Source organism: Streptomyces sp. B15 (assembly GCF_018070605.1).
Taxonomy (GTDB): Bacteria; Actinomycetota; Actinomycetes; order Streptomycetales; family Streptomycetaceae; genus Streptomyces; species Streptomyces smyrnaeus.
Map to the genome: position 1 here is coordinate 32,173 of NZ_JAGPXJ010000035.1, position 26,259 is coordinate 58,431.

General features: G+C 72.4%; 27 protein-coding genes. 12 read left to right on the forward strand and 15 right to left on the reverse strand.

From position 1 onward, the window contains the following. Positions 1 to 33: 33 nt before the first annotated feature. Both KBY19_RS17685 and KBY19_RS17690 read right to left on the reverse strand, forming a co-directional pair. Positions 34 to 597 (reverse strand): GNAT family N-acetyltransferase, encoded by a 564-nt coding sequence (locus KBY19_RS17685; RefSeq protein WP_099877971.1) that lies wholly within the window; start codon positions 595 to 597, stop codon positions 34 to 36. Between the two features lie 4 nt (positions 598 to 601). Then, complete coding sequence (locus KBY19_RS17690; RefSeq protein WP_099877974.1) at positions 602 to 1,834, reverse strand: ROK family protein; 1,233 nt, start codon at positions 1,832 to 1,834, stop codon at positions 602 to 604. Positions 1,835 to 1,851: 17 nt separating this feature from the next. Between KBY19_RS17690 and KBY19_RS17695 the strand changes: the two genes are divergently transcribed. The 3 genes from KBY19_RS17695 to KBY19_RS17705 all read left to right on the forward strand — a co-directional run bounded on the left by KBY19_RS17695 (position 1,852) and on the right by KBY19_RS17705 (position 4,589). Then, complete coding sequence (locus KBY19_RS17695; RefSeq protein WP_099877977.1) at positions 1,852 to 3,111, forward strand: MFS transporter; 1,260 nt, start codon at positions 1,852 to 1,854, stop codon at positions 3,109 to 3,111. 139 nt (positions 3,112 to 3,250) lie between these two features. Continuing rightward, positions 3,251 to 4,087 (forward strand): alpha/beta fold hydrolase, encoded by an 837-nt coding sequence (locus KBY19_RS17700; RefSeq protein ID WP_210966149.1) that lies wholly within the window; start codon positions 3,251 to 3,253, stop codon positions 4,085 to 4,087. A gap of 37 nt (positions 4,088 to 4,124) precedes the next feature. Next, positions 4,125 to 4,589, forward strand: coding sequence for a DUF4442 domain-containing protein (locus KBY19_RS17705; protein ID WP_099877983.1), 465 nt, complete (start codon positions 4,125 to 4,127; stop codon positions 4,587 to 4,589). 42 nt (positions 4,590 to 4,631) lie between these two features. On the opposite strand, the gene KBY19_RS17710 is transcribed toward KBY19_RS17705, so the two are convergent. The 3 genes from KBY19_RS17710 to KBY19_RS17720 all read right to left on the reverse strand — a co-directional run bounded on the left by KBY19_RS17710 (position 4,632) and on the right by KBY19_RS17720 (position 7,497). Further along, positions 4,632 to 5,297, reverse strand: coding sequence for a response regulator transcription factor (locus KBY19_RS17710; protein WP_099877986.1), 666 nt, complete (start codon positions 5,295 to 5,297; stop codon positions 4,632 to 4,634). Between the two features lie 40 nt (positions 5,298 to 5,337). Beyond that, positions 5,338 to 6,534 (reverse strand): sensor histidine kinase, encoded by a 1,197-nt coding sequence (locus KBY19_RS17715; RefSeq protein ID WP_210966158.1) that lies wholly within the window; start codon positions 6,532 to 6,534, stop codon positions 5,338 to 5,340. Positions 6,535 to 6,786: 252 nt separating this feature from the next. Then, positions 6,787 to 7,497, reverse strand: a complete 711-nt coding sequence (locus KBY19_RS17720; RefSeq protein ID WP_210956542.1) for a TetR/AcrR family transcriptional regulator — start codon at positions 7,495 to 7,497, stop codon at positions 6,787 to 6,789. A 202-nt stretch (positions 7,498 to 7,699) separates the two neighbouring features. On the opposite strand from KBY19_RS17720, the gene KBY19_RS17725 reads away from it, so the two are divergent. Next, positions 7,700 to 8,155 (forward strand): nitroreductase family deazaflavin-dependent oxidoreductase, encoded by a 456-nt coding sequence (locus KBY19_RS17725; protein ID WP_099877991.1) that lies wholly within the window; start codon positions 7,700 to 7,702, stop codon positions 8,153 to 8,155. 44 nt (positions 8,156 to 8,199) lie between these two features. Here KBY19_RS17725 and KBY19_RS17730 read toward each other — a convergent pair whose 3' ends face one another. Continuing rightward, the gene (locus KBY19_RS17730) at positions 8,200 to 9,549 is read right to left on the reverse strand and encodes a geranylgeranyl reductase family protein (RefSeq protein WP_185019297.1); all 1,350 of its coding nucleotides are present in this window, start codon (positions 9,547 to 9,549) and stop codon (positions 8,200 to 8,202) included. Positions 9,550 to 9,954: 405 nt separating this feature from the next. On the opposite strand from KBY19_RS17730, the gene KBY19_RS17735 reads away from it, so the two are divergent. Beyond that, entirely contained in the window at positions 9,955 to 11,313 is a 1,359-nt protein-coding gene (locus KBY19_RS17735; protein WP_210966150.1) for a dipeptidase, read from the forward strand. A 64-nt stretch (positions 11,314 to 11,377) separates the two neighbouring features. Here the strand turns inward: KBY19_RS17735 and KBY19_RS17740 are convergent, their stop codons facing one another. Both KBY19_RS17740 and KBY19_RS17745 read right to left on the reverse strand, forming a co-directional pair. Continuing rightward, positions 11,378 to 12,424: an NUDIX hydrolase gene (locus tag KBY19_RS17740; protein WP_185016170.1), complete on the reverse strand. Its 1,047-nt coding sequence runs from the start codon at positions 12,422 to 12,424 to the stop codon at positions 11,378 to 11,380. Between the two features lie 248 nt (positions 12,425 to 12,672). Continuing rightward, complete coding sequence (locus KBY19_RS17745) at positions 12,673 to 13,242, reverse strand: TIGR03086 family metal-binding protein (RefSeq protein ID WP_185016171.1); 570 nt, start codon at positions 13,240 to 13,242, stop codon at positions 12,673 to 12,675. Between the two features lie 62 nt (positions 13,243 to 13,304). Between KBY19_RS17745 and KBY19_RS17750 the strand changes: the two genes are divergently transcribed. Both KBY19_RS17750 and KBY19_RS17755 read left to right on the forward strand, forming a co-directional pair. Further along, positions 13,305 to 14,180, forward strand: a complete 876-nt coding sequence (locus KBY19_RS17750; RefSeq protein WP_099878007.1) for an AraC family transcriptional regulator — start codon at positions 13,305 to 13,307, stop codon at positions 14,178 to 14,180. A 241-nt stretch (positions 14,181 to 14,421) separates the two neighbouring features. Continuing rightward, complete coding sequence (locus KBY19_RS17755) at positions 14,422 to 14,748, forward strand: hypothetical protein (RefSeq protein WP_099878010.1); 327 nt, start codon at positions 14,422 to 14,424, stop codon at positions 14,746 to 14,748. A gap of 278 nt (positions 14,749 to 15,026) precedes the next feature. Here the strand turns inward: KBY19_RS17755 and KBY19_RS17760 are convergent, their stop codons facing one another. Further along, entirely contained in the window at positions 15,027 to 15,971 is a 945-nt protein-coding gene (locus tag KBY19_RS17760) for an ROK family protein (protein WP_099878013.1), read from the reverse strand. Between the two features lie 289 nt (positions 15,972 to 16,260). On the opposite strand from KBY19_RS17760, the gene KBY19_RS17765 reads away from it, so the two are divergent. Both KBY19_RS17765 and KBY19_RS17770 read left to right on the forward strand, forming a co-directional pair. After that, positions 16,261 to 17,265 (forward strand): LacI family DNA-binding transcriptional regulator, encoded by a 1,005-nt coding sequence (locus KBY19_RS17765; protein ID WP_099878017.1) that lies wholly within the window; start codon positions 16,261 to 16,263, stop codon positions 17,263 to 17,265. 292 nt (positions 17,266 to 17,557) lie between these two features. After that, positions 17,558 to 18,082 carry a MarR family winged helix-turn-helix transcriptional regulator gene (locus tag KBY19_RS17770; RefSeq protein WP_210966151.1) on the forward strand — a complete coding sequence of 175 codons (525 nt, stop codon included), beginning with the start codon at positions 17,558 to 17,560 and terminating at the stop codon, positions 18,080 to 18,082. A gap of 117 nt (positions 18,083 to 18,199) precedes the next feature. On the opposite strand, the gene KBY19_RS17775 is transcribed toward KBY19_RS17770, so the two are convergent. Continuing rightward, entirely contained in the window at positions 18,200 to 18,850 is a 651-nt protein-coding gene (locus KBY19_RS17775; protein WP_185016175.1) for a TetR/AcrR family transcriptional regulator, read from the reverse strand. Positions 18,851 to 19,056: 206 nt separating this feature from the next. Here KBY19_RS17775 and KBY19_RS17780 point away from each other — a divergent pair, with 206 nt between their 5' ends. Then, positions 19,057 to 19,950, forward strand: a complete 894-nt coding sequence (locus KBY19_RS17780) for an alpha/beta hydrolase (protein WP_099878025.1) — start codon at positions 19,057 to 19,059, stop codon at positions 19,948 to 19,950. A gap of 142 nt (positions 19,951 to 20,092) precedes the next feature. Here the strand turns inward: KBY19_RS17780 and KBY19_RS17785 are convergent, their stop codons facing one another. Then, positions 20,093 to 21,370 (reverse strand): aldolase/citrate lyase family protein, encoded by a 1,278-nt coding sequence (locus tag KBY19_RS17785; protein ID WP_210966152.1) that lies wholly within the window; start codon positions 21,368 to 21,370, stop codon positions 20,093 to 20,095. 384 nt (positions 21,371 to 21,754) lie between these two features. On the opposite strand from KBY19_RS17785, the gene KBY19_RS17790 reads away from it, so the two are divergent. Then, the gene (locus KBY19_RS17790; protein ID WP_099878032.1) at positions 21,755 to 22,204 is read left to right on the forward strand and encodes a subtilase-type protease inhibitor; all 450 of its coding nucleotides are present in this window, start codon (positions 21,755 to 21,757) and stop codon (positions 22,202 to 22,204) included. Positions 22,205 to 22,309: 105 nt separating this feature from the next. Here KBY19_RS17790 and KBY19_RS17795 read toward each other — a convergent pair whose 3' ends face one another. The 3 genes from KBY19_RS17795 to KBY19_RS17805 form a co-directional block, all read right to left on the reverse strand. Then, positions 22,310 to 23,272, reverse strand: coding sequence for an electron transfer flavoprotein subunit alpha/FixB family protein (locus KBY19_RS17795; RefSeq protein ID WP_099878035.1), 963 nt, complete (start codon positions 23,270 to 23,272; stop codon positions 22,310 to 22,312). An 87-nt stretch (positions 23,273 to 23,359) separates the two neighbouring features. Next, entirely contained in the window at positions 23,360 to 24,151 is a 792-nt protein-coding gene (locus KBY19_RS17800; protein ID WP_099878038.1) for an electron transfer flavoprotein subunit beta/FixA family protein, read from the reverse strand. A 229-nt stretch (positions 24,152 to 24,380) separates the two neighbouring features. Further along, complete coding sequence (locus KBY19_RS17805) at positions 24,381 to 24,734, reverse strand: thioredoxin family protein (protein WP_099878041.1); 354 nt, start codon at positions 24,732 to 24,734, stop codon at positions 24,381 to 24,383. Between the two features lie 169 nt (positions 24,735 to 24,903). Between KBY19_RS17805 and KBY19_RS17810 the strand changes: the two genes are divergently transcribed. After that, the gene (locus KBY19_RS17810) at positions 24,904 to 25,623 is read left to right on the forward strand and encodes a 1-acyl-sn-glycerol-3-phosphate acyltransferase (protein WP_099878043.1); all 720 of its coding nucleotides are present in this window, start codon (positions 24,904 to 24,906) and stop codon (positions 25,621 to 25,623) included. Between the two features lie 170 nt (positions 25,624 to 25,793). On the opposite strand, the gene KBY19_RS17815 is transcribed toward KBY19_RS17810, so the two are convergent. Next, the gene (locus KBY19_RS17815; RefSeq protein WP_099878046.1) at positions 25,794 to 26,222 is read right to left on the reverse strand and encodes a MarR family winged helix-turn-helix transcriptional regulator; all 429 of its coding nucleotides are present in this window, start codon (positions 26,220 to 26,222) and stop codon (positions 25,794 to 25,796) included. Positions 26,223 to 26,259 lie beyond the last annotated feature (37 nt).

Below are 26,259 nucleotides of genomic sequence, written 5' to 3' on the forward strand. Positions count from 1 at the left end.
CGACGGCCTTGTGCCGCCCGGCGGCGGGACGGGCTACTCCGCCGGGAGAAGTCCCGGCGACGCGGGTCGCGGCTCCTGGGACGGCCGTTGGCCGGTCTCGCGGCGCATGCACACACGGGGCCAGCGGTCCAGCCCCGCCTTGCTCTCCCTGGCGCGGATCTCCCGCAGCCCGGGCGTCAGTTCGTGCGCCGCGAGGGTGCGGAAGCCGAGGCGCGCGTAGTAGGGCGCGTTCCAGGGGACCTCGGCGAAGGTGGTGAGGGTGAGCGCGGGCATCCGGTCGGCGGCTGCCCGCGAGGCCAGGTGGTCCAGGAGGGCTCGCCCGATGCCGCGCCGGGCGCGGTCCGGGTGGACGGAGACCTGCTCGACGTGCAGGCAGCCGTCGACCGGTTCGGCGAGCGCGTAGGCGGCGGGCGGGCCGTCCTCGACCGCGGCGACCCACAGTCCGCCGGTGTCCGCGAACTCGCGCAGGATCTCCAGCGAGGGTGGCTCGTCGTCGGCTATCTCGTCCATACCGAGGTCGCGGAACCACCGGCCCGCTGCCCGCTCGATCTCCTGGAGCCTGCCGAGTTCGCGGGCGGTCCCCGCTCGGATGCGCATGGGGCTATCCTCCCAGCGTCCCGATCGGGTCATCGAGTACCGGCTGCCAGGCCAGTTCGGCGGCGCCGACCAGGGAATTGTGCTCCAGTTCGCTGGGCAGGACGGGCACACTGCCGCTGCGTCCCCACAGGCTGCGGTCCGCGACGACGCCGCGCAGCCGTTCGCCGTCGGCCTCCACCAGGGCGCGGTGCAGTCCGGCGAGCACGATGCGGTCGGGGTTGAGGATGTTGACGAGGCCGGCGAGGCCCAGCCCGAGCCGGTCGATGAGCCGGCCGGCCGCCTCCCGGACCCCGGGGTCGTCGGCGTACCGGGTACCGACCAGTTCCGCGGCCTGCGTCAGCAGGGAGGTGCCGGAGTCGGCCGTACGCCCGGCGGCGTCGAAGAGCGCCACCGGGTCGGTCTCCACGTCCAGGCAGCCGCGGCTGCCGCAGTGGCAGGGGCGGCCCTCGGGGTCGACCGTCAGATGGCCGACCTCCAGGGCGAGACCCGAACTCCCGGTGTGCAGACGTCCGTCGAGCACCAGCGCCCCGCCCACGCCGTGGTGTCCGGTGCCGACGACGAGCAGATGGCGGGCTCCGCGCCCGGCACCGTGCCGGTGCTCGGCCAGCGCCGCGACGTTGAGGTCGTTGGCGGCGAAGCCGGCGACCGCGGCGCCGTGCACCTGGTCGGTGACGCCGGTTTCGGCGAGGCAGGCGCGGAAGGTGTCGCGTACCGGGGCGCCCGCCTCCCAGGCGAGGTGCAGCGGGTTGAGCGCGGTGCCTTCCGGCTCGGCGACGGCCGAGGGCACGGCGAGCCCCGCGCCCACACAGCGCCGCCCGGTGGTGCGCAGCAACTCGGCGCCCACCTCGACGACTTCGCTGATGACCTGCGCCGGGTCGGCGTCCACGATGCCGCAACCGGGGGCGGTGGCGACGATGCGCCCACCGAGGCCGACGAGGGCGGCGCGGTAGCCGTCCGCGTGGATCTGCACGGCCAGCGCCACGGGTCCGGCGGGGTCGATGGCGAGCCGGTGCGAGGGGCGGCCCTGGCTGCCGACGGGAGCGGTGGGGTGGGCGTCGACGGTGATGAGCCCGAGGGCTTCCAGCTCGGCGGCGACAGCTCCGGCGGTGGCACGGGTCACGCCCAGTTCGGCGGTGAGCACGGCGCGGGTGGGCGCCTGCCCGGTGTGGACCAGCTCCAGTGCGGGCCCGAGCGCCGAACGCCCTCTGTCCAACCTTGTTGTACGCGTCTGGGTCACCCCTCTATTCTCTCTTTGTGCCGACACTAAACAAAATACGGTCGGCGCTCGCCGGTGCAACGGGGCACGGCGGCCGGTCCATGGCCGCTCCCCACCGCCCGGACCTGCGCCGCTTCCGCTACGCCCTGACCGCTCTCTTCGCTCTCGACGGATTCCTCTTCGCCGGTTGGGTCGTGAGGATTCCCGCAGTCAAGGCCCAGACAGGCGCCTCCGCCAGCACGCTGGGCCTCGCACTGCTCGGCGTGTCGGCGGGGGCCGTGGCCACCATGATGGTGACCGGACGGCTGTGCGCCCGCTTCGGCAACCAACCCGTCCTCCTCACCTGCGGATTCCTGCTGCCGCTCAGCGTCGCACTGCCGCCGCTCACCCGCTCGGCACTCGCACTGGGGCTGGTGCTGCTGGTCTTCGGCGCCGCCTACGGCGGGATGAACGTCGCCCTCAACAGCACCGCGGTGGAGCTGATCACCGCGCTGCGCCGCCCGGTGATGCCGGGCTTCCACGCCGCCTTCAGCCTCGGCGGCATGGTCGGCGCGGGCCTCGGCGGGCTGCTCGCTGGGCAGTTGACCGCCACCCGGCACCTGCTGCTGCTCACCGCCGCGGGGCTGGTCGTCGCCGCACTCGCCGCCCGACCGCTGCTGCGCTTCCAGCTGCCGGGCGCGCGACGCCCGGGCGGGGAGCATCACGACGGCACACCCGGTACCGCCGGACCCCCGCGGCCGGCCGGGCGCAGCCGCCGACCGGTCGCCGTACTGGGCCTGATCGCGCTGTGCACGGCGTACGGCGAAGGCGCCCTGGCGGACTGGAGCGCGCTGCATCTGACGGACGATCTGGGCGCCGGCGCGGCCCTGGCCGCCTCCGGCTACTCGGTGTTCGCCGGAGCCATGACGCTGGGCCGGCTCTCGGGCACCACGCTCGTCGAGCGGCTGGGCCCCGGCAAGGTACTGATCGGCGGCGGCGTGCTGGGCTGCTGCGGCATGCTGCTGGGCTCCCTCGCACCGTCGGTGTGGCTGGTCCTGGGCGGCTTCGTCCTCACCGGCCTCGGCCTGGCCAACGTCTTCCCCATCGCCATCGGGCGCGCCGGTGATCTCGCGGGCCCCAGCGGGGTCGCGGCCGCCTCCACCTTCGGCTACGGCGGAATACTGCTCGGCCCGGTCGCCATCGGTTTCCTCGCGGACTGGTTCTCGCTGCGGTCCGCGCTGCTGACGGTCGCACTTCTCGCGGCGTTCGCCTCGGTGACGGCGGCGGCGACGCGCAAGAGGGTGCTGCCGGAAGGGTGAGCAGGACCGGGAGACGACCGGGAGCAGGGCCTTCTCCTCCTGCTCCTGCTCCTGCTCCTGCTCCTGCTGGCCAGAATCTTTCGTTTGCCGTCACTCAGGCCAGTGTTACGACGGGCCAACTGCTCGCACAGTGGAACCCATGAACACCACTTGGACACTGGACCGCACATTCGAAAGCGCCGCCGGAACGGTGCGCTGGGCCACCCTCGGCGACCCGGCGCAGCCTCCCGTGGTGCTGCTGCACGGCACGCCCTGGTCCTCCTACACCTGGCGGAACGTCGCCCGCGCTCTCTCGGCCGACCACCGCGTGTACGTGTGGGACATGCCGGGCTACGGCACCTCGGCACAGTACGAGGGACAGGACGTCACGCTGGGGTCGCAGGCCCGAGTGTTCACCCAGCTGCTCGAGCACTGGGGGCTGGAGCGGCCCGCCGTGATCGCGCACGACTTCGGCGGCACGGTGGCCATGCGCGCGCATCTGCTGCACGGCGCGCTCTACGAACGGCTCGCGCTGGTGGACGTCGTGGTGGCCTTCGGCTCCTGGGGCTCGCCCACCTACAAACTGATGGGTGGGCACCCGGACGTCTTCGCGCAGCTGCCGCCCGATCTGCACGGCGCCATGGTCCGTGAGTACATCTCCTCCGCCAGCGCGCGGGGCCTGCACCCGGACGTGCTCGACGAGCTGGCCCGGCCCTGGCTGAGCGCGGCGGGACAGCCCGCCTTCTTCCGTCAGATCTCCCAGAACGACCGGCGCTGGACCCACGAGGCGGAGGAGAGGTACGGCGAGACGTCGGTGCCCGTCCTCGTCTGCTGGGGCAGCGACGACGCGTGGATCCCGGCCGACAACGCGCAGCGGCTCGTCGACCGTATCCCGTCGGCTCGGCTGCACATGATCGAAGGCGCGGGTCACCTCGTGCAGGAGGACGCTCCGGCCGAACTGACCGCGGCCCTGGTCCGGTTCCTGGACGGAAAGTGAGCGTCCCCCGGCAAAAGCCGGTGCTAGCGTCGCGTCCATGGCAAACGTGCTGCGCACACCGAAGGGGCTGCTGCGAGCCCTGAACTGGTATCCGCCGTACCGCTTCGCGGGCATCCGCGTACTGGAGATCGCCGACGACTGGAGCAGCGCCCGGGTACGGCTAAGGCTCAGCCGGCTGAACCGGAACTACTTCGGCACCCAGTTCGGCGGCTCGCTCTACTCGATGAGCGACCCGTTCTGGGCGCTGCTGACGGTCAACAGCCTCGGCCGGGAGTACGTGGTGTGGGACAAGGCGGCCGAGATCGAGTTCGTCTCCCCCGGACGGGGCGATGTCTACACCGAGTTCAAGCTGACCGAGGACCGGCTGGAGGAGATCCGCGCCGCCACGGCCGACGGCTCCAAGGCGCTGCCCTGGTTCGAGTCGACGGTCACGGCGGCCGACGGCACCCTCGTCGCCCGCGTCCGCAAACAGCTCTACGTCCGCCGCAAGCGGGACAGCTGACCGACAGGCGGCCCTCCACCGCCTGCCCTCCGCCCCTGGCTCTCAGCCGAGCCAGCCCGGCCGCACCAGGCCCGACTCGTAGGCGAAAACGACAAGTTGGGCGCGGTCGCGGGCGCCCAGCTTGACCATCGTACGGCTCACATGGGTCTTGGCGGTCAGCGGCGAGACGACCAGCCGACGGGCGATCTCCTCGTTGGAGAGCCCTATCCCCACCAGCGCCATCACCTCCCGCTCCCGCTCGGTGAGTTCGGCCAGCCCCTCGATCCCGGTGGGCTCCTTGGACCGGGCCGCGAACTCCTCGATGAGCCGCCGCGTGACACCCGGCGACAGCAGTGCGTCCCCGGCGACCACGGCACGCACGGCGCGCACCAACTCGTCCGGCTCGGTGTCCTTGACGAGAAAGCCCGACGCGCCCGAGCGCAGCGCCTCGAAGACGTACTCGTCCAGCTCGAAGGTGGTCAGCATGACCACCCGCACCGCTCGCAGCTGAGGATCGGAGGTGATGCGGCGGGTGGCGGCCAAGCCGTCGACGAGCGGCATCCGGATGTCCATCAAGGTGAGGTCGGGGGCGAGTTCGCGTACCGACGCGACCGCCTCCTCGCCGTCGGCCGCCTCCCCCACCACCTCGATGTCCGGCTGCGCGTCCAGCAGCGCACGGAATCCGGCGCGCACCAGAAGCTGGTCGTCGGCCAGCAGTACACGGATCACACTCCGCCCCCTCGTCCCGGCGGCTCTGCGGCCGGGGCGTTCACTGTAGCGGCGCCCTGTTCTCGCCGGAACGCAGCGGGATCGTCGCCCGGACCCGGAAGCCACCGTCCGTGCGCCGCCCCGCCTCGACGGTCCCGCCGAACGCCGCGGCCCGCTCGCGCATCCCCGTCAGCCCGTTGCCGCCACCCGTCGGCCCGGTGCCGGTCGCCGGCCCCTCGTCGTCGACCAGCAGTTCCAGCACATCGGTGCCGTAGCGGATACGGACGTCGGCGGTACGGGAGCCGGAGTGCCGCACGATGTTGGTGAGCGCCTCCTGGACGACGCGGAACGCCGCGAGGTCGGCGCCCGGCGGCAGCGGTACGGGCGTGCCCTCGGCGCGGGTGGTGACCCGGAGCCCCGCGCTCGCCGCCTGTTCGGTGAGTTCCCCGAGCCTGTCGAGCCCCGGCGCCGGCGCGCGGGGCGCGTCCCCCGGCGCCCGCAAGGTGGCCAGCACCTGCCGGACCTCGCCGAGCGCCTCCTTGCTGGCCGCCTTGATGGTGGTGAGCGCCGCGCGGGCCTGCGCCGGGTCGGAGTCCAGCAGTGCGAGCCCGACGCCCGCCTGCACATTGATCACGGAGATGCTGTGCGCCAGTACGTCGTGCAGTTCGCGGGCGATCCGCAGCCGCTCCTCGTCCGCACGGCGCGCGGCGGCCTCCTCTTCCTCCCGCTCCCGGCGCTCCCGCTCGGCGAGGCGTACCCGGGCCAGCTCTCCGGCCGTGCACAGCGCGACCATCCATACGGCCATGAACAGGTCGGTCCCCCACGGTCCCGGCCCCTCCCCCTCCGGCGGCAGCCGGCGGTAGAAGGCGTGGAACGCCAGCAGATGCCCCAGCCACAGCATCCCCAGCGCGCCCCAGGTCGCGTACCGGTACCCCGCGACGAGCGCGGCGAACCCGGCGACCACGACACTGAACAGCACCGGCCCGTAGGGATAACCGGCCGCCAGATACGTCAGCGTCACCGCCGAGGCCCCGAACACCGTCGTACGCGGAAACCGGTGCCGCAGCAGCAGCAGAACCGGCCCGAGCGCCAGCAGTACTCGGGCCGCGACATCCAGGCCCACGGTGTCCGCCCGCTGATTGTGCGCCGCGAAGCCCGTACCGACCTGCTGGAAGACGAGCACCGCGAGCGAGGAGAGCCACGGGATGTGCCCTCGCCCCCGCCCCGGCCCGAACCGGCGCCGCCACGGCAGCGGCAACCATGACGCCCCCGCTGCGGCCCGGCTCGCGGAAGCGGACCGGCTGCCGGGAGCGGCCCGGCTCGCGGAAACCGGGGGTGTGGGGGCGCCGGGCGGGTCGGCGGAGGGCGGAGTGCTGGTCACGTCCTTCACGCTAGCCCCGGGGCGCACACCGCGGCGTCGGCCGAGCGCGGTCAGCACGACTACTCCCCGCGGAGTACACGGGCCCCGGACCTGCCGCGACGCGGCGCGACGCGGACCCGGGTGCTCGCCTCAGCGGCGCAGCCCCACCTGGTCGGCAAGACGCTCGACGGCGTGGTCGAAGAACGCGTCCCGGGCGTCGACGACTCCGGTGAAGTGCCCGAACAGCTCGAAGCCGACCAGTCCGAAGAGCTGGGACCACGCCGCGACGGCCTCCGCGGCGACCGCCGGGGGCAGCTCCACACCGATGACCCCGATCAGCCGTTCGGCATCCTTCAGTACCGCATCCGGCGCCGCAGCCCCGCGTGGGGGCTCGCGCAGCGCACCGCAGGCGTACGCGTCGCGCAGAACGGCGAACAGGGCGAGCCCGACCCGGGCGGCCGACTGCGTGGTGCTGGACGGCGCGGAGTACCCGGGAACGGGCGAACCGTAGATCAGCGCGTACTCGTGCGGGTGCGCCAGCCCCCACCCGCGTACCGCCCGGCAGACGGCCCGCCAGCGGACGAGATGCGAGTCCCCCACCGACTCGGCGTCGGCGAGCGCCGCTTCGGCCGCTGCTCCGACCGCGTCGTAGGCGTCCGTGATCAGCGCCGTCAGCAGATCGTCGCGGCTGGGGAAGTACCGGTAGAGGGCCGACGAGACCATGCCGAGGCCACGGGCGACGGCGCGGAGGGAGAGCCGTGAGGCGCCCTCCTCCGCGAGGTGGCGGCGCGCCTCGTCCTTGATCGCGGTGGTGATCTCCCCTCGGGCCCGCTGCCGGGCGCCCTGAATCCTGCTGCTCATGGCGAGCAGTGTCGCAGGTGTGAGAGCAGCGCTCAACAAAGCGATCGGTGTTCACCAGCGTGAGCACCGCCCTGCCGCGAGAGCACCGCTCTTGCCCATCCGCCCCAGGAGTGCAACACTGCTCTACATCGAGAGCACCGCTCTCGAAGTGGAGCACTAGTTCACACCTCCACACCGTGTCCACCCTCGACGGAGGAATCCGATGCCGCCCACGCCGTACGTCAAGCGCCCCGGCTGGTTCACCAACAACGTGCTGAACCGCACCGTCGCCTGGTTCTCCCGGCGAGGCATCAGCCTGGCAGGGTCGAATGTGCTCGCGGTCAAGGGCCGCAAGAGCGGCGAGTGGCGCCGTACACCCGTCAACCCACTCACCCACGAGGGCGGGACCTACCTGGTAGCGGCTCGCGGACACGTGCAGTGGACGCACAACATGCGCGCGGCCGGCGGCGGCGAGATGTTCCACGGCAGACGGGGGCGGCGCTTCACCGCGGCCGAGGTACCGGACGCGGAGAAGCCGGAGATCCTGCGGGCGTATCTGCGCAAGTGGAAGTGGGAGGTCGGGGCATTCTTCGAGGGCGTGGGCCCGGACTCCTCCGACGAGGAACTGAGGGCGGCGGCGGTCCGCCACCCCGTCTTCCGGCTCACCTACGTCGACTGACGCCTCCCGCGCGGATCAACGCGGATCGACGTGGATCACCCGGTTCACGCGGGACGCCGGGACGTCGCCTGGTCGCCGCCGCCTTCCCCGCCGTCGCCGCCGTCACGCTGTGCGCCGCCGCTGCCGGTCCCGGCACCGCCGTCGGCCCCGGTTGCGCCCGTGCCCTGCACAGCCTCCGCCTCCCGTTGTGCGGCCTCGCGACGGTCGAGGGTGTCCAGCGCGCGGCGGGCCACGGGGTGAACGCGGACGACCTCGGCGAGCGAGGTGGCGCCACGGGTGAAGCGGGCGAAGACGTTCCAGGCGGGGCGGAACCCGGTGAGCGCGGCGTGGAAGAGCCCCGGGCGGCGGGAGAAGATCCGCAGCAGCCGCCGCCCCACGCCCATCTCGACGCCGAGCCCCGCCTTGACGGCGAAGGCGTAGTTGAGGGCCTGCCGCCGGGCGTCCACCGCGTCGTGCGCCTCGGCGATCCGTACGGCCCACTCCCCCGCCAGACGTCCCGAGCGGAGCGCGAAGGAGATGCCCTCGCGGGTCCAGGGCTCCAGCAGCCCGGCCGCGTCACCGCAGACCAGTACCCGGCCGCGGGAGAGGGGCGAGTCGTCGGCACGGCAGCGGGTCAGATGACCCGAGGAGACGCGGGGCTCGAATCCGGCCAGGCCGAGGCGGCCGATGAAGTCGTCCAGATAGCGCTTGGTGGCCGCGCCCTCGCCGCGCGCCGAGATGACGCCGACGGTGAGGGTGTCGCCCTTGGGGAAGACCCAGCCGTAACTGCCCGGCAGCGGGCCCCAGTCCACCAGTACGCGCCCGGCCCAGTCCTCGGCGACGCTCTGCGGGACCGGGATCTCGGCCTCCAGCCCCAGATCGACCTGGTCCATCTTGACCCCGACATGGGCCCCTATCCGACTGGCGCTGCCGTCGGCGCCGACGACTGCCCGGGCGAGGACGGGTCGTTCCTCGCCCGTCAGGACGACGGCGACCGTGCGGCGGTCGGGCACGGCCGGACCGTGCTGTTCGACCCGGGAGACCGTGACCCCGGTGCGTACCTCGGCTCCGGCCTTGACGGCGTACTCGACCAGGCCGTTGTCGAACTCGTCCCGGTTGACGAGCCCGAAGAGCATGTTGCGGGAGCGACGGGTGCGGGTGAGCTTGCCGTTGAGGGCGAAGGTCACGGCGTGCACACGCTCGCGCAGGGGCAGGTCGAAGCCGGGGGGCAGCGCGTCGCGGGAGGGGCCGATGATGCCGCCGCCGCAGGTCTTGTAGCGGGGCAGTTCGGCCTTCTCCAGGAGCAGAACGCTGCGGCCCGCGACGGCGGCCGCGTAGGCGGCCGAAGCCCCGGCGGGTCCGGCGCCCACCACGACGACGTCCCAGACGGGGCGGTCCTCTCCCCCGTCCGCCACGGGTCCCTCGGCGGGGCGCTCGACGGGGTGCTCCTCACCGGACCCACCCGCCTGGCCCGTGCCGGCGTTCTCCGCGGGCTCGACGTCCTCGTTCCCGGCTGCGTGCTCGCTGCTCACGATGTGTTGTGCTCCCGCTTGACCTCGGCTTACGGATGGCCCACCGCATCCTACGGGCCCGCCCATGTGCGATACACATGTCTCCGTACACGTGTGCCAACGTCGCGCCCACAAGGAGCGTTCCCCATGCAGCAGCCTTCGTCCGACCCGACGGCTATGCCTCCCTCGCCCGCTTCGTCCACTTCCTCCGCGTCCTCCGGATCGTCGGCATCCCCTGCCTCCGCTGCCTCCACTGCTCCTGCCACCTCGGAGGCCGGCCAGGGGCCGGACGCCGGCTACGCGTCGGGGGTGGCCGCTACCGTCGCCTCGCTGATGCCGCGGGCACGGACCGAACTCGCCGAACTGGTGGCGTTCCGCTCGGTGGCGGACCCGGAGCAGTTCCCCAGGAGCGAGTGCGAGGACGCGGCCGCCTGGGTCGCTCAGGCACTGCGCGCGGAGGGCTTCCAGAACGTGGCAACGCTGGACACCCCGGACGGCACCCAGTCCGTCTACGGGCTTCTACCCGGCCCTGCCGGGGCTCCCACGGTGCTGCTGTACGCGCACTACGACGTACAGCCGCCGCTGGACGAAGCGGCTTGGCGCACCCCGCCGTTCGAGCTGACCGACGGCGCGGACGGCCGCTGGTACGGACGCGGCGCGGCCGACTGCAAGGGCGGGTTCCTCATGCACCTGCTCGCCCTGCGCGCCGTCAAGGAGAACGGCGGACTGCCCGTCTCGGTGAAGATGATCGTGGAGGGTTCGGAGGAACAGGGCACCGGAGGGCTGGAGCAGTACGCGCGGCAGCACCCCGAGTTGCTGGCCGCGGACACCATCGTCATCGGGGACGCGGGCAACTTCCGCTGCGGGCTGCCGACCGTCACCGCCACGCTGCGAGGTATGACGCTGCTGCGCGTGCAGGTGGACACTCTGGAAGGCAACCTGCACTCGGGCCTGTTCGGCGGCGCGGCCCCCGACGCGCTGGCAGCGCTGCTGCGCACCCTGGACTCGCTGCGGGACGCCGAGGGCAACACCGTGGTCGACGGGCTGGAGTCGGAAGCGCGCTGGGAGGGCATGCCGTACCCCGAGGAGGACTTCCGGCGCGACGCCAAGGTGCTGGACGGGGTCGGCCTGCTCGGTGACGGCGCCGTCGCCGACCGGCTGTGGGCGCGCCCCGCCGTGACCGTGCTGGGTATCGACTGCCCACCAGTCGTCGGCGCGACGCCCTCGGTGCACGCCTCGGCCCGCGCGCTGATCTCGCTGCGGATCCCGCCGGGCACCGATGTCGAGAAGGCCATCGAGCTGCTGGTCGCGCACGTCGAATCGCACGTCCCGTGGCAGGCGCGGGTGTCGACCGAAGTGATCGGCAAGGGCCAGCCGTTCAGCGCCGACACCTCCAGCCCGGCGTACACCGCGATGGCCGCGGCACTGAGCACGGCGTACGACGGGCAGGAGATGCAGATCGCGGGGATGGGCGGCTCGATCCCGCTGTGCAACGCCCTGGACGCGCTCTACCCGGACGCCGAGATCCTGCTGATCGGGCTGAGCGAGCCCGAGGCGCAGATCCACGCCGTGAACGAGAGCGTGGACCCGCGCGAACTGGAGCGGCTGGCTGTTGCCGAGGCGCTGTTCCTGCGCGGCTACGCGGAGCAGGCAGCCGGGGCCGCCTGAGCGCGGGGCGCGACGTGCTCGTACGGGAGCGGGTTCGGCACGCGGTCGGCCGGTGGCCCGGACGTCAGCGCAGCAGGTTGCCCGAGCGGGTGGCGCCGGTCGGCACGCCGCCCTCCAGGTAGAGCGGGTGCCCCGCCCGCCGGGCCCGCAGGGCGCAGCGCAGCCGCTCCAGGCGCACCGGAGGCAGCAGTTCCGCGGCTTCCTCCTCCGTGACGAAGCGCCAGCCGCGGAGTTCGGCGCTGGGCAGCAGGAGCGTCGCGGCGTCCTCGGTCGCCAGCCGTCCACCGTCGAAGAGCAGCCGCATCCCGCCGAACCCCGGCGGGTGCGGCGGCTCCCAGTCGACGACGAGCAGCGCGAGCTCGCCGGCCAGCCGCAGCCCCAACTCCTCGAACACCTCCCGCACACCGGCGGCGCTGGGGGCCTCGCCCTTCTCGACGACGCCGCCGGGGAACTCCCAGCCGGGCTTGTAGGTGGGGTCGACGAGCAGTACCCGGTCACGGTCGTCGAAGAGCAGGATCCCGGCGGCGACCGTCTCCGCCGTCGGCTCGGGCGTCTGCACGATGTCCACGGCACCCTCCCCCGCGCTGATCGCCTCGGCGAGGCGTTCGGCGGTGCGGCGGGGGGTGAGGTGCGTGGTGTCGACGGTGCCCGCTTCCGCGGTGATCCAGGGCAGCGCCTCCCGGTAGGGGCGCAGATGGCTCAGGGCCCAGGCCCGGGTAGCGCCGCCGTCCGCGGCGGCACGGGTGTCGATACGCTCGCGCAGCACGGGCTCCTCGGCGTGCAGCAGAAGGTGACGTACGGGTATGCGGCGCGCGGCGAAGGCGCCGAACATCTCGTCCCGGTACTCACGACGCAGCAGCGTCAGCGGGGTGATCAGCGGTCCTGGAACCTCGCACAGCAGAGCGGCGGCCGTGTCCACCACGAGCCGCCGCCATGAGCGCAGGTCCTGGAAGTCCCCTATCTGCGCCAGTTGCTCCTTCGGCAGCATCCAGCGCAACTGGGCGCCGATGACTTCGGGATCGTAGAGCGTGCTGCCCGGGAGCAGGTCCAGGAGTTCGTACGCCGCGGTGGTCTTGCCCGCGCCGAACGCTCCGTTCAGCCAGACGATCACGGTGTTCCCCCCTCATCCGTTTCCCCGTTCAGTTGCCCGCATCACCCGGTGCGGGAAACGCGCCGGGGCGGCTCTCCCGGCGCCGGAAGAGGCACGGCGCCCGCGCCCCGGCGCGTACGGCAGGCGCGTGCGACCCCGCGGGAGGGGCCGGGCACGGCCGGACGCCGGTCGCCGGCGGATGGAGGGCTGCTGCCGGACGAAGGGGTGCCGCCGGACGGAAGCTACTGCCGGACGGACGGGGGCACCGGTCAGCTGGGGGACCAGCCGGGGTCACGCCCGGTGAGCATGAGCAGCCGCTCGAGCGGGGTGGCCTCGGGCGGCGGGGGGATCTCCTCGCCGAACACCCCGGCCTTCCGGGCCATGGGAGCCATCTCCTCGAACTCGGGTCCGACTTCACCGAGCGCGGCCGGATCGGGCCGGTAGTCCTGTCCGGTGGCCCGCGCCAGGTCCCAGCCGTGGATGACCAGATCGCCCATCACCATGAACGCAACCGTGCGCTGTGGCAGCCCCATGCCCTGGGAGACGCCCTCCAGCGCGTCGGGCGCCGACCACGCCTCGGCCAGTTTGACCGTCTCGTCGCCGAATCGGCTGCGCCAGTCCCCTTCGAGATAGTCGGGCGTGGTGCTGAAGTCGGCGGTTCCCCTGGCGGCGAGCGCCTGGAAGCTGACGACGACGTGGAAGAGGTGGTTCAGCAGTGCCCGCACGTCGTACTCGGAGCAGGGCGTGGGCCAGGTGAGCTGTTCATCCTTGATACCGCTGATCACCGGATCGGTCGCGCGCGCGGCGCTGTCGATGAGGGGAGAGAGTGCGTTCGCCATACCGTCACGCTATGCCCGGCGGTCCCCAGGCACTTGAAGAAACACGACATAGTATTTCCGCCATGGCAGCCCGAAGCGACGATGACGAGGTCCCAGGCCCCGGTCCCCGCCGGGACACCCGGGGCATCGTGCTGGCTCCCGGTCTGCTGGCCCGGGTCCGGTTCCGCCGCAGACTCCCTGCCGAACCGCTCCGTCGATGGGTCGAGCACTACTGGCTGATCGACTGGGACCTGGAGGAACCGTATGTCTCCCAGGTGGTGCCGCACCCGTGCGTCAACGTGGTCTTCGAGCGGCGCGGGCCGGCGGACCTCGCTCCCTGGACCGGACTGGTCGCCGGGGTGGGCACCGGCGTGTTCTCGACCAAATTGGAGGAGGTCGGCCGGGTGTGCGGGGTGCAGTTCCGGCCCGGCGGCTTCCGCCCCTTCCTCACGCCGCCCCGCCCGCTCTCCGCGCTGACCGGCCGCCAACTACCCCTCGAAGAGGCGTTCGGTTCCACCGAGGACGTACCGTCCCGGATCCTGGCCCCGGACCGGGAGGACGAGCGGGTGACGGCGCTCGACACCTTCCTGCTCTCCCTCTCCCCCGCCCGGGACCCGGCCGCCGAGCGGGCCATGGCGCTGGCACACCGGGTGCGTACGGACCGCTCCGTACTGCGCGTCGAACGTCTCGCCGCGGACTCGGGCATGTCCGTGCGTACCCTTCAGCGACTGTTCGCCACCTACGTCGGGGTGACTCCGAAGTGGACGATCCTGCGGTACCGCGTCCATGAGGCCATGGAGCACGCCACCACCCACCCCGAGACGGACTGGGCCCGGCTGGCCGCCGACCTCGGGTACAGCGATCAGGCCCACCTGGTGCGCGACTTCACCGCCGCCGTGGGCGTCACCCCGTCCGCGTACGCCCGCGCCGCGGCGCAGGCCCCGTCGGCCACCGGCTGAACCTGCCGTCCCAGGTGCGCGATGTACTCGGACGCAACCGGGGCGGTGCGGCGGACGGCGACGGAGCAGCGCACGAGGCCGCCGGCAGGGACGTGTGCCGCACGCCGGAGCTGGATACCCGCTGGGCTGCGGCGTACCCGAAGAGGCCGCAGCCTGGAGACCACGGCGCCGGCTGGCGAAGTGACCGACGAGTCGGCGCCGAAGAAACCGGAATCCCTGCCACATAGGAGGCCGGAACCTGATGTCAGCACAGCAGCCGAACTCCCTGCCGTTGCCCGACTACGACCAGTTGCCGGCGGGGAGTGTGGAGCACCGGATCAGGTCGCTGGGAAGTGACGAGGTGCGGCAGCTCCTGGAGTACGAGCAGGCACACGCCGACCGGCCGCAGGTCAAGCAGACCCTGACCGCGCGCCTTGACCAGCTCGCGTCCGGCGCCGAGCCCTCCGGCGGCGACCCCCGTGCCGCGGGACCCGACATCCCGCCCGACACCCCCGGCTCCTCCCCCGTCTCCCCGGCCAGTGCGGCCGAACCGGAAGAACCCCTCCGGCACGGCAAGCACGAACTGTAGGCCCACCGGGTCCCCCCCGGCGCGCCGGACAGAACGGCGCTCCGCTCCGAGAGCGCCGCTCTTCCCCCGGAGCGCTGTTCTTCGGCCGGGGCGCTGTTCTTCGGCCGGGGCGCCGCTCTTCCACTGGAGCGGTGCTCTTCCACCGGAGCGCCGCTTCACCGGATGAGCGCCGCTTCCCCCGACGGATCAGCCACCCTCTCGCAGGATCAGCACCACTTCGCCGGATCAGCGCCGCTCGCCGGAGCGGCGCTGCTTCGCCCGGACTGCCGACCCGGCCCCTATGCCACGCGTTCGCCCAGCAGTCGCCAGCCCGCTGCTGCGGCGCCGATCAGTCCGGCGTCGGTGCCGGTGGCGGCGGGGGTCAGTTCGAGGTGCTGGATGTAGGGCAGGGTCGCGTAGCGCTCCAGTTCCGCGCGGAGCGGGGCGAAGAGGACCTCGCCGGCGCGGGCGACCCCGCCGCCGATGACCGCGATGTCGAGTTCGACCAGGGCGGCGGTGGCCGCGATGGAGGCGGCCAGTGCGCGCGCGGCGCGGCCGAAGGCGGCACGGGCCACCGGGTCGCCGGCGCGGGCGGACGCGGCGACTCCCGCCGCTGTGGCGTCCTGGTCAGGACCGGGCCGCCAGCCCGACTCCAGGGCGCGGCGGGCGATGTTGGTGCCGCTGGCGATGGTTTCGACGCAGCCGCGCGAGCCGCAGGGGCACGGGTCGCCGTCCATGTCGACGCTGATGTGCCCGATGTGACCGGCGTTTCCGGTGGGCCCGGAGTGGAGGGTACCGCCCAGGATCAGACCCCCGCCGACGCCCGTGGAGACAACCATGCACAGGGCGTCGGTGCGGCCTTTGGCGGCGCCCTGCCAGTGCTCGGCCGCGGCGATGGCCGGGCCGTCGCCGATCAGCGAGACGGGGAGGCCGCCCGCCCGTGCGCGTACGTCGGCGACCAGCGGGTGGTCGCGCCAAGCGGGGATGTTGACCGGGCTGACGGTGCCGGCCTTGGCGTCCACGGGTCCCGCACTGCCGATACCGACGGCGCCGACGCGGTGCCAGTGCGCGGTGGCGGCCAGTTCGCCGACCACCTCGTCGACGGTCGCACGCAGCCGCTCCGCGCTCTCCTGCGCCGGGGTGGGCCGCTGGACGCGGGCCAGCAGTCCGCCGCCGCTGTCCACCAGCGCACCCGCGATCTTGGTACCGCCGATGTCGAGCGCGGCGACGAGGTCGTTGGGCATGGCGGTCGACTCCTGCGCGTGCGGTGGGACGGACCCGCACGGTGCGCGGGGCGGACCGCCTCAGTCTGGCAAGACTTACGTGATCTGACAACGTTGTCCAGACCGCTGCCGGTACCGCCGCTATGCTGCTGCGTAATCGCGATCAACGACAAGGACATGACCTGTGGCCGCCGACGCCTCTCACACCGCCGACCCCGCACGTCCCCCGTTGCCCGCGGACCCGGCCCCCGCGGGCTCCCGGGCGGCCGTGGCGCGCCGAGGGGGACGCCGCCATGCGGGTCGCCCGACCATGAAGGACGTGGCGGCGCGGGCAGGCGTGGGTCTCAAGACCGTCTCCCGGGTCGTCAACGGCGAGGCGGGAGTCTCCAGCGACACCGAGCGGCGGGTGCAGGAGGCCATCACCTCGCTCGGCTTCCGGCGCAACGACAGCGCCCGGGTACTGCGCAAGGGCACCACGGCCAGCGTCGGTCTGGTGCTGGAGGACCTGGCCGACCCGTTCTACTCGCCGCTCAGCCGGGCGGTGGAGGAGGTCGCGCGGGCCCACGGCGCGCTGCTGATCAACGGATCGAGCGCGGAGGACCCGGAGCGGGAGCAGGAGCTGGCGCTGGCGCTGTGCGCCCGCCGTGTCGACGGGCTGGTGATCGTGCCGGCCAGCGACGACCACCGCTATCTGGCGCCGGAGATCGCCGCGGGGGTCGCCACCGTCTTCGTCGACCGGCCACCGGGGCGGATAGCGGCCGACCTGGTGCTCTCCGACAACTTCGAGGGCGCTCGGACCGGCGTCGCCCACCTGATCGCGCACGGGCACCGGCGTATCGGCTTCATCGGCGACCGGCCCGGCATCCACACCGCCAAGGAGCGGCTGCGGGGCTATCGGGCCGCGATGGCGGAGGCGGGGCTGCCGGTGGCCGACTCCTGGGTGGCGCCCGGCAGCACGGACTCCGACCGGGTACGGGCCGATGCCGCCCGCATGCTGGACGGCACCGACGGTACCGAGCCGGTGACCGCGTTCTTCTCCGGCAACAACCGGGTGACGGTCACGCTGGTGCGGGAGTTGGCGGCGCCCGAGCGGCGGGAACGGCCCGTGGCGCTGGTCGGCTTCGACGATTTCGAGCTCGCCGATCTGCTCTCGCCCCCGGTCACGGTCGTCGCCCAGGACCCGGCGGATCTCGGCCGCAGCGCAGCCGAGTTGCTGTTCAGGCGGCTGGACGGCGCCGACGACGAGCCCCGTACCGTCTCGCGCCCCACGACCCTGATCGCCCGCGGCTCGGGCGAGATCCCGCCCGGCGACTGAGACCGCCCGGGTTTGGACGAGACGCCGTCCGGAGCACCAAGGGCATCACAGACCTCTGTGATACCCGAGAAGCCGGAGAGGACGGCACCTGACGAGGACTGATTCCACCTCGGCACCATGCGGTAGGCGCCGTGGACGGGCGGCAGCGGAGCGCCGGCGCACCTTCTCGGGCTGTGTCGCCCTCGGCGCCCGCGCGATGGCGACGACGCCCTCGGGCACCGGCTACCCCCGAGGAATCCGCCCCGTCAACCGTGCCCGCGGGAGGGTCCAACTCCCGTGCTTAAGTGGGGTCATGGCTGACAAGACCCCGGAATCGACCTCTCCTGCCCAACCCGCGGCGACGAGCCCCTCCGAGGCCGCGCCGACCGCCCTGGCCGCCCCTGACGTACTGCGGACCGCGGCCGGCTACCAGGTGCGGCGCCTGTATCAGGCGTATGCAGGGGCGTGGTTGCGTGCTGTCGGCCAGACACTGACCGGACCGCAGTTCGCCGTTCTGACGACGGTGGGGGCCAACCCGGGCAACGACCAGACCTCGCTCGCCTGCGCCGTGGCGCTGGACAGCTCCACCATGGCGGATCTTGCCCGGCGGCTGGAGGACCGCGGGCTGCTGGAGCGGAGAACCGCCGCGGCGGACGGCCGCCGCAAACTGCTCTTCCTCACCCCGGAGGGCGAGCGGGCGCTTCAGACGGCCGACGCCCGGGCACGGAAGCTGGACGAGCGGCTCCTCGAACGGTACGACTCGGCGGACCGCGACCGGCTCCTGCGGGAACTGACCGCCCTCGCCGACGACTGGGAGCGGCTGAGCGTCGACTCCTGAGCCGGTCCGAGGGAGCGGCCGGACGTGGCGGGGCGTTGCGGCGACGGTCGGTGCCCGCGGCGGCGGAGAGCGGCAGCCGTCGGCGGCGCGCTGCACCCGTAGGCACCACCTGCGGTGTCAGTCGCCGGCGGGCAGGGCCGCCGGATCGGTGGCGGCGGCCGCCAGCCGGTGGCGGATCCCGCGCCGGGCGCGCTCGTACGGCTTCGCGTCCACCGAGGCGTCGCCGTGCAGTACCGACTCGGCGTTGCCGGCCTCCAGCAGAGCGATGATCTCGAAGGCGAGCTGTGGGACGTCGGTGTCCTCGGCGAGCTCTCCGGTCTGCCGGGCTTCGTCGAGGGTGCGTTCGACGAAGGCGGTCCAGTCGGCGCGGGCCTGGGCGATGCTGTCGTGGACGCGGCCCTCGCGCGCGTCGAACTCGGCGGAGACGGAGAAGAAGAAGCAGCCGCCGGGAAAGACCCGCTCCCGCGAGTAGCTCAGCCAACTCTCGTACAGACGCACCACTCGATGGAGCCCGGCCGGTGCCTCCTGGGCCGGCCGCACGACGTGTTCGGTGTAGATCCTGGTGGCGGCCCGCACGGTCGCCAGCTGAAGCTCCTCCTTGGAGCCGAACAAGGTGAAGACACCGCTCTTGCTCAGCTGGAGCTCCCCGGCGAGGCGGCCCAGCGAAAGGCCGTCGAGCCCTTCGCAGGAGGCGACCCGCACGGCTCGGTCCAGGACCAGCCGCCGGGTCTGATTGCCGCGTTCGACACGTCCGTCTGAGCGCTTCACAGCCCCTCCGTCCCGTTCGTTCCCTCTTCTGCGGCTTCTCCGGTTGTCGCCACCTGTCGTACGGCTGCCGTCCGGGCGACAGCCGAGCCGTGGTCGCGCGGCCGAAGTCTAGTCAGTGGACGACCGTTCGGTCATGTGCCAGACTGCGGCAACTAACAGCACGACCGTACGGTCACATTTCTGCTGAAGAACATGGGAGGGGCAGCATGCGGACGCAGCAGACACAGCTCGGCGGAGGACGACGAAGTCGCGGCGCTGAGGCGGTTCTGGGGTCGGCCCTCAACGCGAGCGCGGCACTCTCGCCGGCGCTCGCGGGACGGATGGCGTACGCCGTCTTCCGTGCGCCCCTCAGGCGGGGCAAGGTCCTGCCGGGCGAACGTGAGGCGCACATACGGGCGAGAACCGACGAACTCGTCTCAGGCAGCCGACGCGTGATCACCTATCAGTGGGGCGACGGCGAGCGGCCCGTACTCATGCTGCACGGATGGCAGTCCCGCGCTTCCCGCTTCGCCGCGTTCATACCCCGGCTGGAGGCACTGGGGCTGAGCCCGGTCGCGTTCGACGCGCCGGGGCACGGCGACTCAGGAGGGCGTACGACGACCGTCTTGGAGAACGCCGAGATCGCCGGGCGCCTCCAGGACCGGTACGGTCCCTTCCACGCCGTCCTCGCGCACTCCTTCGGCGTCCTCTGCGCCTTCCTCGCACTCCGCGAACGGATCAAGGCGGAACGGCTGGTCGCTGTCGCCGGGGTGAGCGACTTCGGCTTCCTGGTCGACGAGTTCAGCCGGCTCCTCCGGCTGGACCCCGCCCTCCGTGCCGTTCTGCGGCGCAAGGTGGAGACCCGGCTGTTCCCGGAGGTCGAGAACGTCTGGGAGCGCTTCGACGCGACGCACCGGCCCGCCGACTTCGACCTCCCGATGCTGATCGTCCACGACGAGGGCGACCGGACGGTGCCCCTCCAGCAGGCCCATCGGCTCGTATCGGCTCATGACGCGCGGGCCGAACTCCTCGTCACCACCGGTCTCAGCCATCGCCGCATTCTCGGCGCACCGCTGACGGTCGACAGCGCCCTCGACTTCCTGAACCCGCAGCGGAGTTGACCGAACGTGACGGAGACCGGCCGGCTCCGCCTGCCGCGGGCCGCTTCAGCGGGGTGATCCAGGGCGGGAAGGCGGGGCGGGACGGAGCCGGGCGACCGCGCGAGACCTGGGCGGCCGCCCGGGGAACAGGGACATCGCGCCTTCAGCGACCCGCGAGCCGGTCGAGTTCGGCACGGTCGAGTCCGGAGACCTCGGCGACCTCGGCGGCGTCCAGCGCGCCGCAGTCGAGGCCGCGCAGCAGATAGCCGCTGAGGGCGCGCGCTGTCGCGGGCTCGTCCATCACCTCGCCGCCTGCCTGGCCCACATAGGCGGCGAGCCGTTCGCCCGCGCGCCGCATGCCCTCGCGGTAGAAGGCGTAGACGGCGGCGTAGCGGGTGGGCAGGTGGCCGGGGTGCATGTCCCAGCCCTGGTAGTAGGCGCGGGCGAGCGAGCGCCGTACCAGGGAGTGGTGGAGCCGCCAGGCGTCGTGCACCTGTGCCCGGTCGCCGGTGGGCACGATGTTGGTGGATCCGTCGGAGAGCCGCACGCCGGTGCCGGCGGCGGCGACCTGCATCACGGCCTTGGCGTGGTCGGCGGCCGGGTGGTCCATCGCCTGATAGGCGGCGGAGACCCCGCAGGAGGCGCTGTAGTCGAAGGTGCCGTAGTGCAGCGAGGTGGCGCGGCCCTCCGCGGCGTCGATCAGCCGGGCGACGGTGGCCCGGCCGTCGGCGCCGAGGATCGACTGGGTGGTCTCGATCTGGATCTCGAAGCCGATACGGCCGGCGTCCAGGCCGCGGGCCTTCTCGAACTCCTCGCACAGCCGGGCCATCGCGGTGACCTGCTCGGGGTAGGTCACCTTGGGCAGCGTCAGCACCAGCCCGTCGGGCAGCCCGCCCGCTTCCAGCAGTCCGGTGAGGAAGAGGTCGAGGGTGCGGATGCCGCGGTCGCGGACGGCCGCCTCCATGCACTTCATCCGGATACCGGCGCGGAACGGCGCGGGTCCCTCGGCACCCTCCGCGAAGGCCGCGGCGATCAGTTCGGCGGCCCGGACGGCGGCGGCGTCCTCCTCGTCGTCGGACCGGATCCCGTAGCCGTCCTCGAAGTCGATGCGCAGGTCCTCGACGGGCTCACGGCGCAGCTTGTCCCGGAGCCGGGCATGGACGGGACCGGCCAGCTCCTCGTCCATGCCGAGTACCGCGGCGAGGGTTGCGGCGTCGGGGGCGTGTGCGTCCAGCAGCGCACCGGCGGCCTCGCCCCACTCCCGCACGGTGCCGGGCGTCACGACGTCGGCGGGCACGTACACGGTGTGCACCGGCTGCCGGGTGCCCGGGTCCCCCGGGTAGCGCCGGGCGAGTTCGGCGTCCACCGGTTCGAGCAGCCGGGAGACCCCCTCCAGCACGCCGCTGTCCAAGCTCGTACCGACCGTCCCGCCCTGCGCCATCTGTACTCCCTCTCCCGCACACCGACCAGGCATCAACAAAACGTTGAAGCCAGTGCCGTGACGCTAATGGCGGCCTGAGCAGCCAGTCAAGGGTCGCCCTGGCCGACCGCGCCCGCAGGGCCGCGAAGGGGTGCCGACCGGACCCGGCCATGGTTTCCGGTCGTCGTGGAGCACCGGGTAACAAGCCATCCGGGCCGAACAGGCGTGGCGCGAAAGGATGTTGCCGCAGGTTGCGACAGCCTCGGAGGTGTCACTTTCCGCCACTGATTCAATGCGAAACGTTACTGAAACATATGGGGTCGATGTGCTTTATTCCCACGGACTCGGCAAACTCACTTTCGCCGATAGATCCGGCACTTACCTCAAAGCGGAAGGAAGCACACAATGCGGAAGACCGCACCCTGGCGCACCGTCCTCACCACGGCGGCTGCTGTCACGGGGGCCGTCAGCGCCCTCGCGCTCACGGCAGCACCTGCCGAGGCCGCGCCTGCGAAGGCCTCCTCGCTCTACGCACCCTCGGCCCTGGTGCTCACCATCGCGGACGGTGAGAGCGCCGCCACAGCGGCACCACAGCGTGCCGTCACGCTCAGCTGCACGCCCGGCCCGTCCGGGACCCACCCCGCCGCCGCGAACGCCTGCGCCCAGCTGCGGGCGTCCGGCGGGGACTTCGAAGCACTGGCCGACGACACCGGAAGCACCTTCTGCACCAAGGAGTGGCGCCCCGTCGTCGTGACCGCCCAGGGCGTGTGGGAGGGCAAGCGCGTCGACCACGAGCGCGTCTACGGCAACAACTGCATGAAGCGGGCCGAGGGCGCCTCCGTCTTCGCCTTCTGACCGGGCAGGCCCGCGTCTCCGACAAACGCCGAGGAGCCCCGCACCGAACGATCGGTGCGGGGCTCCTGTGCGAACTCTCGAAGGGCTTGGAGCGCTCGAAAGGCGTCAGCCCTTGCGGGTCTTGATCTCCTCGGTCAGCTGGGGGACGACCTCGAACAGGTCGCCGACCACGCCGTAGTCGACCAGGTCGAAGATCGGGGCCTCGGAGTCCTTGTTGATGGCCACGATCGTCTTCGAGGTCTGCATACCGGCGCGGTGCTGGATGGCGCCGGAGATGCCGGTGGCGATGTAGAGCTGCGGGGAGACGGTCTTACCGGTCTGGCCCACCTGGTGCGAGTGCGGGTACCAGCCGGCGTCGACCGCGGCGCGGGAGGCGCCCACCGCGGCGCCCAGCGAGTCGGCCAGGCCCTCGATCAGCGGGAAGTTCTCGGCGCCGTTGAGGCCGCGGCCGCCGGAGACCACGATGGCGGCCTCGGTCAGCTCGGGGCGGCCGGTGGACTCACGCGGGGTGCGCGAGGTGACCTTGGTACCGGTGGCCGCTTCGCCGAAGCTCACCGACAGCTGCTCGACCGTACCGGCGGCGGAGGAGGCCTCCGGGGTGGCCGAGTTCGGCTTGACGGTGATGACCGGGGTGCCCTTGGTGATCCGGGACTTGGTGGTGAACGCGGCGGCGAAGACCGACTGCGTGGTCACCGGGCCCTCGTCACCGGCCTCCAGGTCGACCGCGTCGGTGACGATGCCGGAGCCGAGGCGCACCGCGAGACGTGCGGCGATCTCCTTGCCCTCGGCGGAGGAGGGGACCAGCACGGCGGCGGGCGAGACGGACTCGTAGGCGGCCTGCAGGGCGTCCACCTTGGGGACGACAAGGTAGTCGGCGAACTCCGGCGCGTCGGCGGCCAGTACACGGGTGGCGCCGTACTCGCCGAGCGTCTTGGCGGCGTCCTCTGCGTTCGGGCCGAGGTGCACGGCGACCGGGTCGCCCAGCCGGCGGGCGAGGGTCAGCAGTTCGAGGGTGGGCTTGCGGACGGCGCCGTCCACGTGGTCGACGTAGACAAGGACTTCAGCCATGGGGTGCTCTCCTGCGGAAGATCAAAGGGAGGTCGGAGGGAAGGTGCGCGACCGGGCGCGCGGGGAACCGCGGCGCGCCGGGCCGCCTTAGACGAACTTGCGCTCCGCGAGGAAGGCGGCCAGCTGCTTGCCGCCGTCGCCCTCGTCCTTGACGACGGTGCCCGCGGTGCGCGCCGGGCGCTCGGCCACGTCCTCGACCTTGGTCCAGGCGCCCTCCAGGCCGACCTCTTCGGCCTCGATGTCCAGGTCGTCGAGGTCCAGCGACTCGACGGGCTTCTTCTTGGCGGCCATGATGCCCTTGAAGGACGGGTAACGCGCCTCGCCCGACTGGTCGGTGACGGAGACGACGGCCGGGAGCTGGGCCTCCAGCTGCTCGGTGGCGGCGTCGCCGTCGCGGCGCCCGGTCACCTTGCCGTCCGCCACGGAGACCTCCGACAGCAGCGTCACCTGCGGCACGCCCAGCCGCTCGGCGAGCATCGCGGGCAGCACGCCCATCGTGCCGTCGGTGGAGGCCATACCGCACACGACCAGGTCGTATCCGGTCTTCTCGATGGCCTTGGCCAGGACGTAGGAGGAGCCGAGCGCGTCGGTGCCGTGCAGATCGTCGTCCTCGACGTGCACCGCCTTGTCCGCGCCCATGGACAGCGCCTTGCGCAGGGCGTCCTTGGCGTCCTCCGGGCCGACGGTGAGCACGGTGATCTCCGCGTCGTCGACCTCGTCCGAATCCGCGATCTGCAGCGCCTGCTCGACCGCGTACTCGTCCAGCTCGGAGAGCAGGCCGTCGACCGACTCACGGTCGGTGGTCAGGTCCTCCGCGAAGTGCCGGTCACCGGTGGCGTCGGGCACGTACTTCACACAGACAACGATCCTCAAGCTCACGCCGGCTCTCCTACTGCTTCGACTCACGGGTTCCGGTCCGGTGGGACCGGGCGTCCGTCCACAATATTACTCGTCAGTACATCCAGCACATTCCCCGTTCTCAAGACCGTCAAGGTGTGACGTTGCCAACGGGGAGAGTGAACAGCCCAACTCCATCACGCGGGACGGTGCGAAGCGAGTGCCCCGCAGCGGGATCTCGATCACGCCGGAGCGCCGGGAGGGGTGCGGTTCAGGCGATGGCGCGCCCCAGCGCGGCGATGACATCCGGCTTGCGGGGCTGCCCCTGGGCGCGTTGGACGATCCGCCCCTCGGCGTCGAGAACGAGAACGGTGGGCGTGCCGGTCACCCCCAGTTCCCGCACGAGCGCCAGGTGGTCCTCGGCGTCGATCTCGATATGGGCGACGCCCTCGACCATGGCGGCCACCTCGGCGAGCGTGCGACGAGTGGCACGGCAGGGCTGGCAGAAGGCGCTGGAGAACTGGACGAGGGTGGCCCGCTCCCCGAGCCCCTCCTCGGCGCCGATCGCCTCGGCGCTCACCCTCCCTGGACCTTCGGCCGGGGTGGATTCCCGCGCCCGCTCCATGACGAACCCCTCGCTTCCCGTACTTCCGGCGTGCATACGGACAAGTCTGCCGTGAGGGTAGCCAGGAGCAACGCTTTGGGGAACGATCTGCCGCAGTCGGAAGTTACGCATCCGTAAGTACCGACATCCCGAGTACATCCCGGCATCCCGAGACGAAGGGTTCCCCGACGTGGCAGATCTCCTCTACCCGCCGGTGATCGGTGCGGCGCGAGCGTGGTTCAAGGCTCTCGACCTGCGCTTCGACATCCGCGGCACCGCACATGTGCCCTCACGCGGCGGCGCCGTGCTGGTGAGCAACCACATCAGCTATCTGGACTTCATCTTCACCGGGCTGGCGGCCCGCCCCGCCAAGCGGCTGGTGCGGTTCATGGCCAAGGAGTCAGTCTTCCGGCACAAGGTCTCCGGTCCGCTGATGCGGGCGATGAAGCACATACCGGTGGACCGCTCACGCGGCGAGGACGCGTACGCGCATGCGCTCGGCGCGCTGCGGTCCGGAGAGGTCATCGGCGTCTTCCCGGAGGCGACGATCTCGCCCTCCTTCACGCTCAAGGACTTCAAGTCGGGTGCGGCCCGGCTGGCCCAGGAGGCCCGGGTGCCGCTCGTCCCGATGGCGCTGTGGGGTACGCAGCGGCTGTGGACCAAGGGCCACAAGCGGGACTTCGGCCGCAACCACTTCCCCATCAGCATCCAGGTCGGCGAACCGATCGAGCCCGGCCGGGAAGAATCGGCACTCAGCGTCACCGAGCGGCTGCGCGACCGGATGCAGGAGCTGCTGGAGGCGGCCCAGCGCACCTACCCCGCCGCGCCACAGAGCGCCGCCGACGCCTGGTGGCTGCCCGCCCATCTGGGCGGCACGGCCCCCACTCCTGCGCAGGCCCAAGCGCTGTAGGGAGGAGTGCGCCCCGTCAGGGGCGCGGGGAACCGCTCCCCTGGGGATATCTCCCGGCCGAAGGCCGGGGACTTCGGCCGGGCGGGGGTACCACCGCCCGAAGGTTGGGGGGTGCCCCCCGGCGACGACAACGCATCCGCAGTCCGCAGACAACGGGCAGGGGCACCCCCTCACCGGCCCGCGTCCGCGAGCAGCCGCAGCAGCGGGGCCGCCGCCAGCACCCGCGCGGCCTCCTCGTCCGACAGCGTGCCGAGGCGCTCCAGCAGCACCTCCGCCTCGCCGTGTGCCACGCCGCGCAGCGCGCTGACGCCCTCCTCGGTGACGGCCACGCGCGTGGCGCGGCCGTCGGTGGGGTCGGGCTCTCTGCGGACGAGCCCCAGCGTCTCCAGCTCCGCCACGACGGAGGTGGCTGTCGGCTGGGAGCAGGGGACCCGGTCGGCGACGACGCCGATCCTGCTGGGACCGGCCTCCGTCAGCATCGACAGGACGATCAGCTGGGTGGGTTGCAGGCCCCCCGTGGGGCTGGCCCGCCGCAGCGACCGCAGCAGCCGGTGCAGGGCCAGGACCATCTCGAACGCCGCGTCCTGCCGGGTCCCCATCGCTCCCCCATGTCTCGTCCTGACCGGATCAGCGGAT

Coding starts and splice junctions, on each gene's coding strand:
- KBY19_RS17685 (WP_099877971.1), bottom strand. CDS start 597: ATGCGCATCCGAGCGGGGACCGCCCGCGAACTCGGCAGGCTCCAGGAG.
- KBY19_RS17700 (WP_210966149.1), top strand. CDS start 3,251: ATGAACACCACTTGGACACTGGACCGCACATTCGAAAGCGCCGCCGGA.
- KBY19_RS17705 (WP_099877983.1), top strand. CDS start 4,125: ATGGCAAACGTGCTGCGCACACCGAAGGGGCTGCTGCGAGCCCTGAAC.
- KBY19_RS17720 (WP_210956542.1), bottom strand. CDS start 7,497: ATGAGCAGCAGGATTCAGGGCGCCCGGCAGCGGGCCCGAGGGGAGATC.
- KBY19_RS17725 (WP_099877991.1), top strand. CDS start 7,700: ATGCCGCCCACGCCGTACGTCAAGCGCCCCGGCTGGTTCACCAACAAC.
- KBY19_RS17745 (WP_185016171.1), bottom strand. CDS start 13,242: ATGGCGAACGCACTCTCTCCCCTCATCGACAGCGCCGCGCGCGCGACC.
- KBY19_RS17750 (WP_099878007.1), top strand. CDS start 13,305: ATGGCAGCCCGAAGCGACGATGACGAGGTCCCAGGCCCCGGTCCCCGC.
- KBY19_RS17755 (WP_099878010.1), top strand. CDS start 14,422: ATGTCAGCACAGCAGCCGAACTCCCTGCCGTTGCCCGACTACGACCAG.
- KBY19_RS17760 (WP_099878013.1), bottom strand. CDS start 15,971: ATGCCCAACGACCTCGTCGCCGCGCTCGACATCGGCGGTACCAAGATC.
- KBY19_RS17765 (WP_099878017.1), top strand. CDS start 16,261: ATGAAGGACGTGGCGGCGCGGGCAGGCGTGGGTCTCAAGACCGTCTCC.
- KBY19_RS17770 (WP_210966151.1), top strand. CDS start 17,558: ATGGCTGACAAGACCCCGGAATCGACCTCTCCTGCCCAACCCGCGGCG.
- KBY19_RS17780 (WP_099878025.1), top strand. CDS start 19,057: ATGCGGACGCAGCAGACACAGCTCGGCGGAGGACGACGAAGTCGCGGC.
- KBY19_RS17785 (WP_210966152.1), bottom strand. CDS start 21,370: ATGGCGCAGGGCGGGACGGTCGGTACGAGCTTGGACAGCGGCGTGCTG.
- KBY19_RS17790 (WP_099878032.1), top strand. CDS start 21,755: ATGCGGAAGACCGCACCCTGGCGCACCGTCCTCACCACGGCGGCTGCT.
- KBY19_RS17795 (WP_099878035.1), bottom strand. CDS start 23,272: ATGGCTGAAGTCCTTGTCTACGTCGACCACGTGGACGGCGCCGTCCGC.
- KBY19_RS17805 (WP_099878041.1), bottom strand. CDS start 24,734: ATGGAGCGGGCGCGGGAATCCACCCCGGCCGAAGGTCCAGGGAGGGTG.
- KBY19_RS17815 (WP_099878046.1), bottom strand. CDS start 26,222: ATGGGGACCCGGCAGGACGCGGCGTTCGAGATGGTCCTGGCCCTGCAC.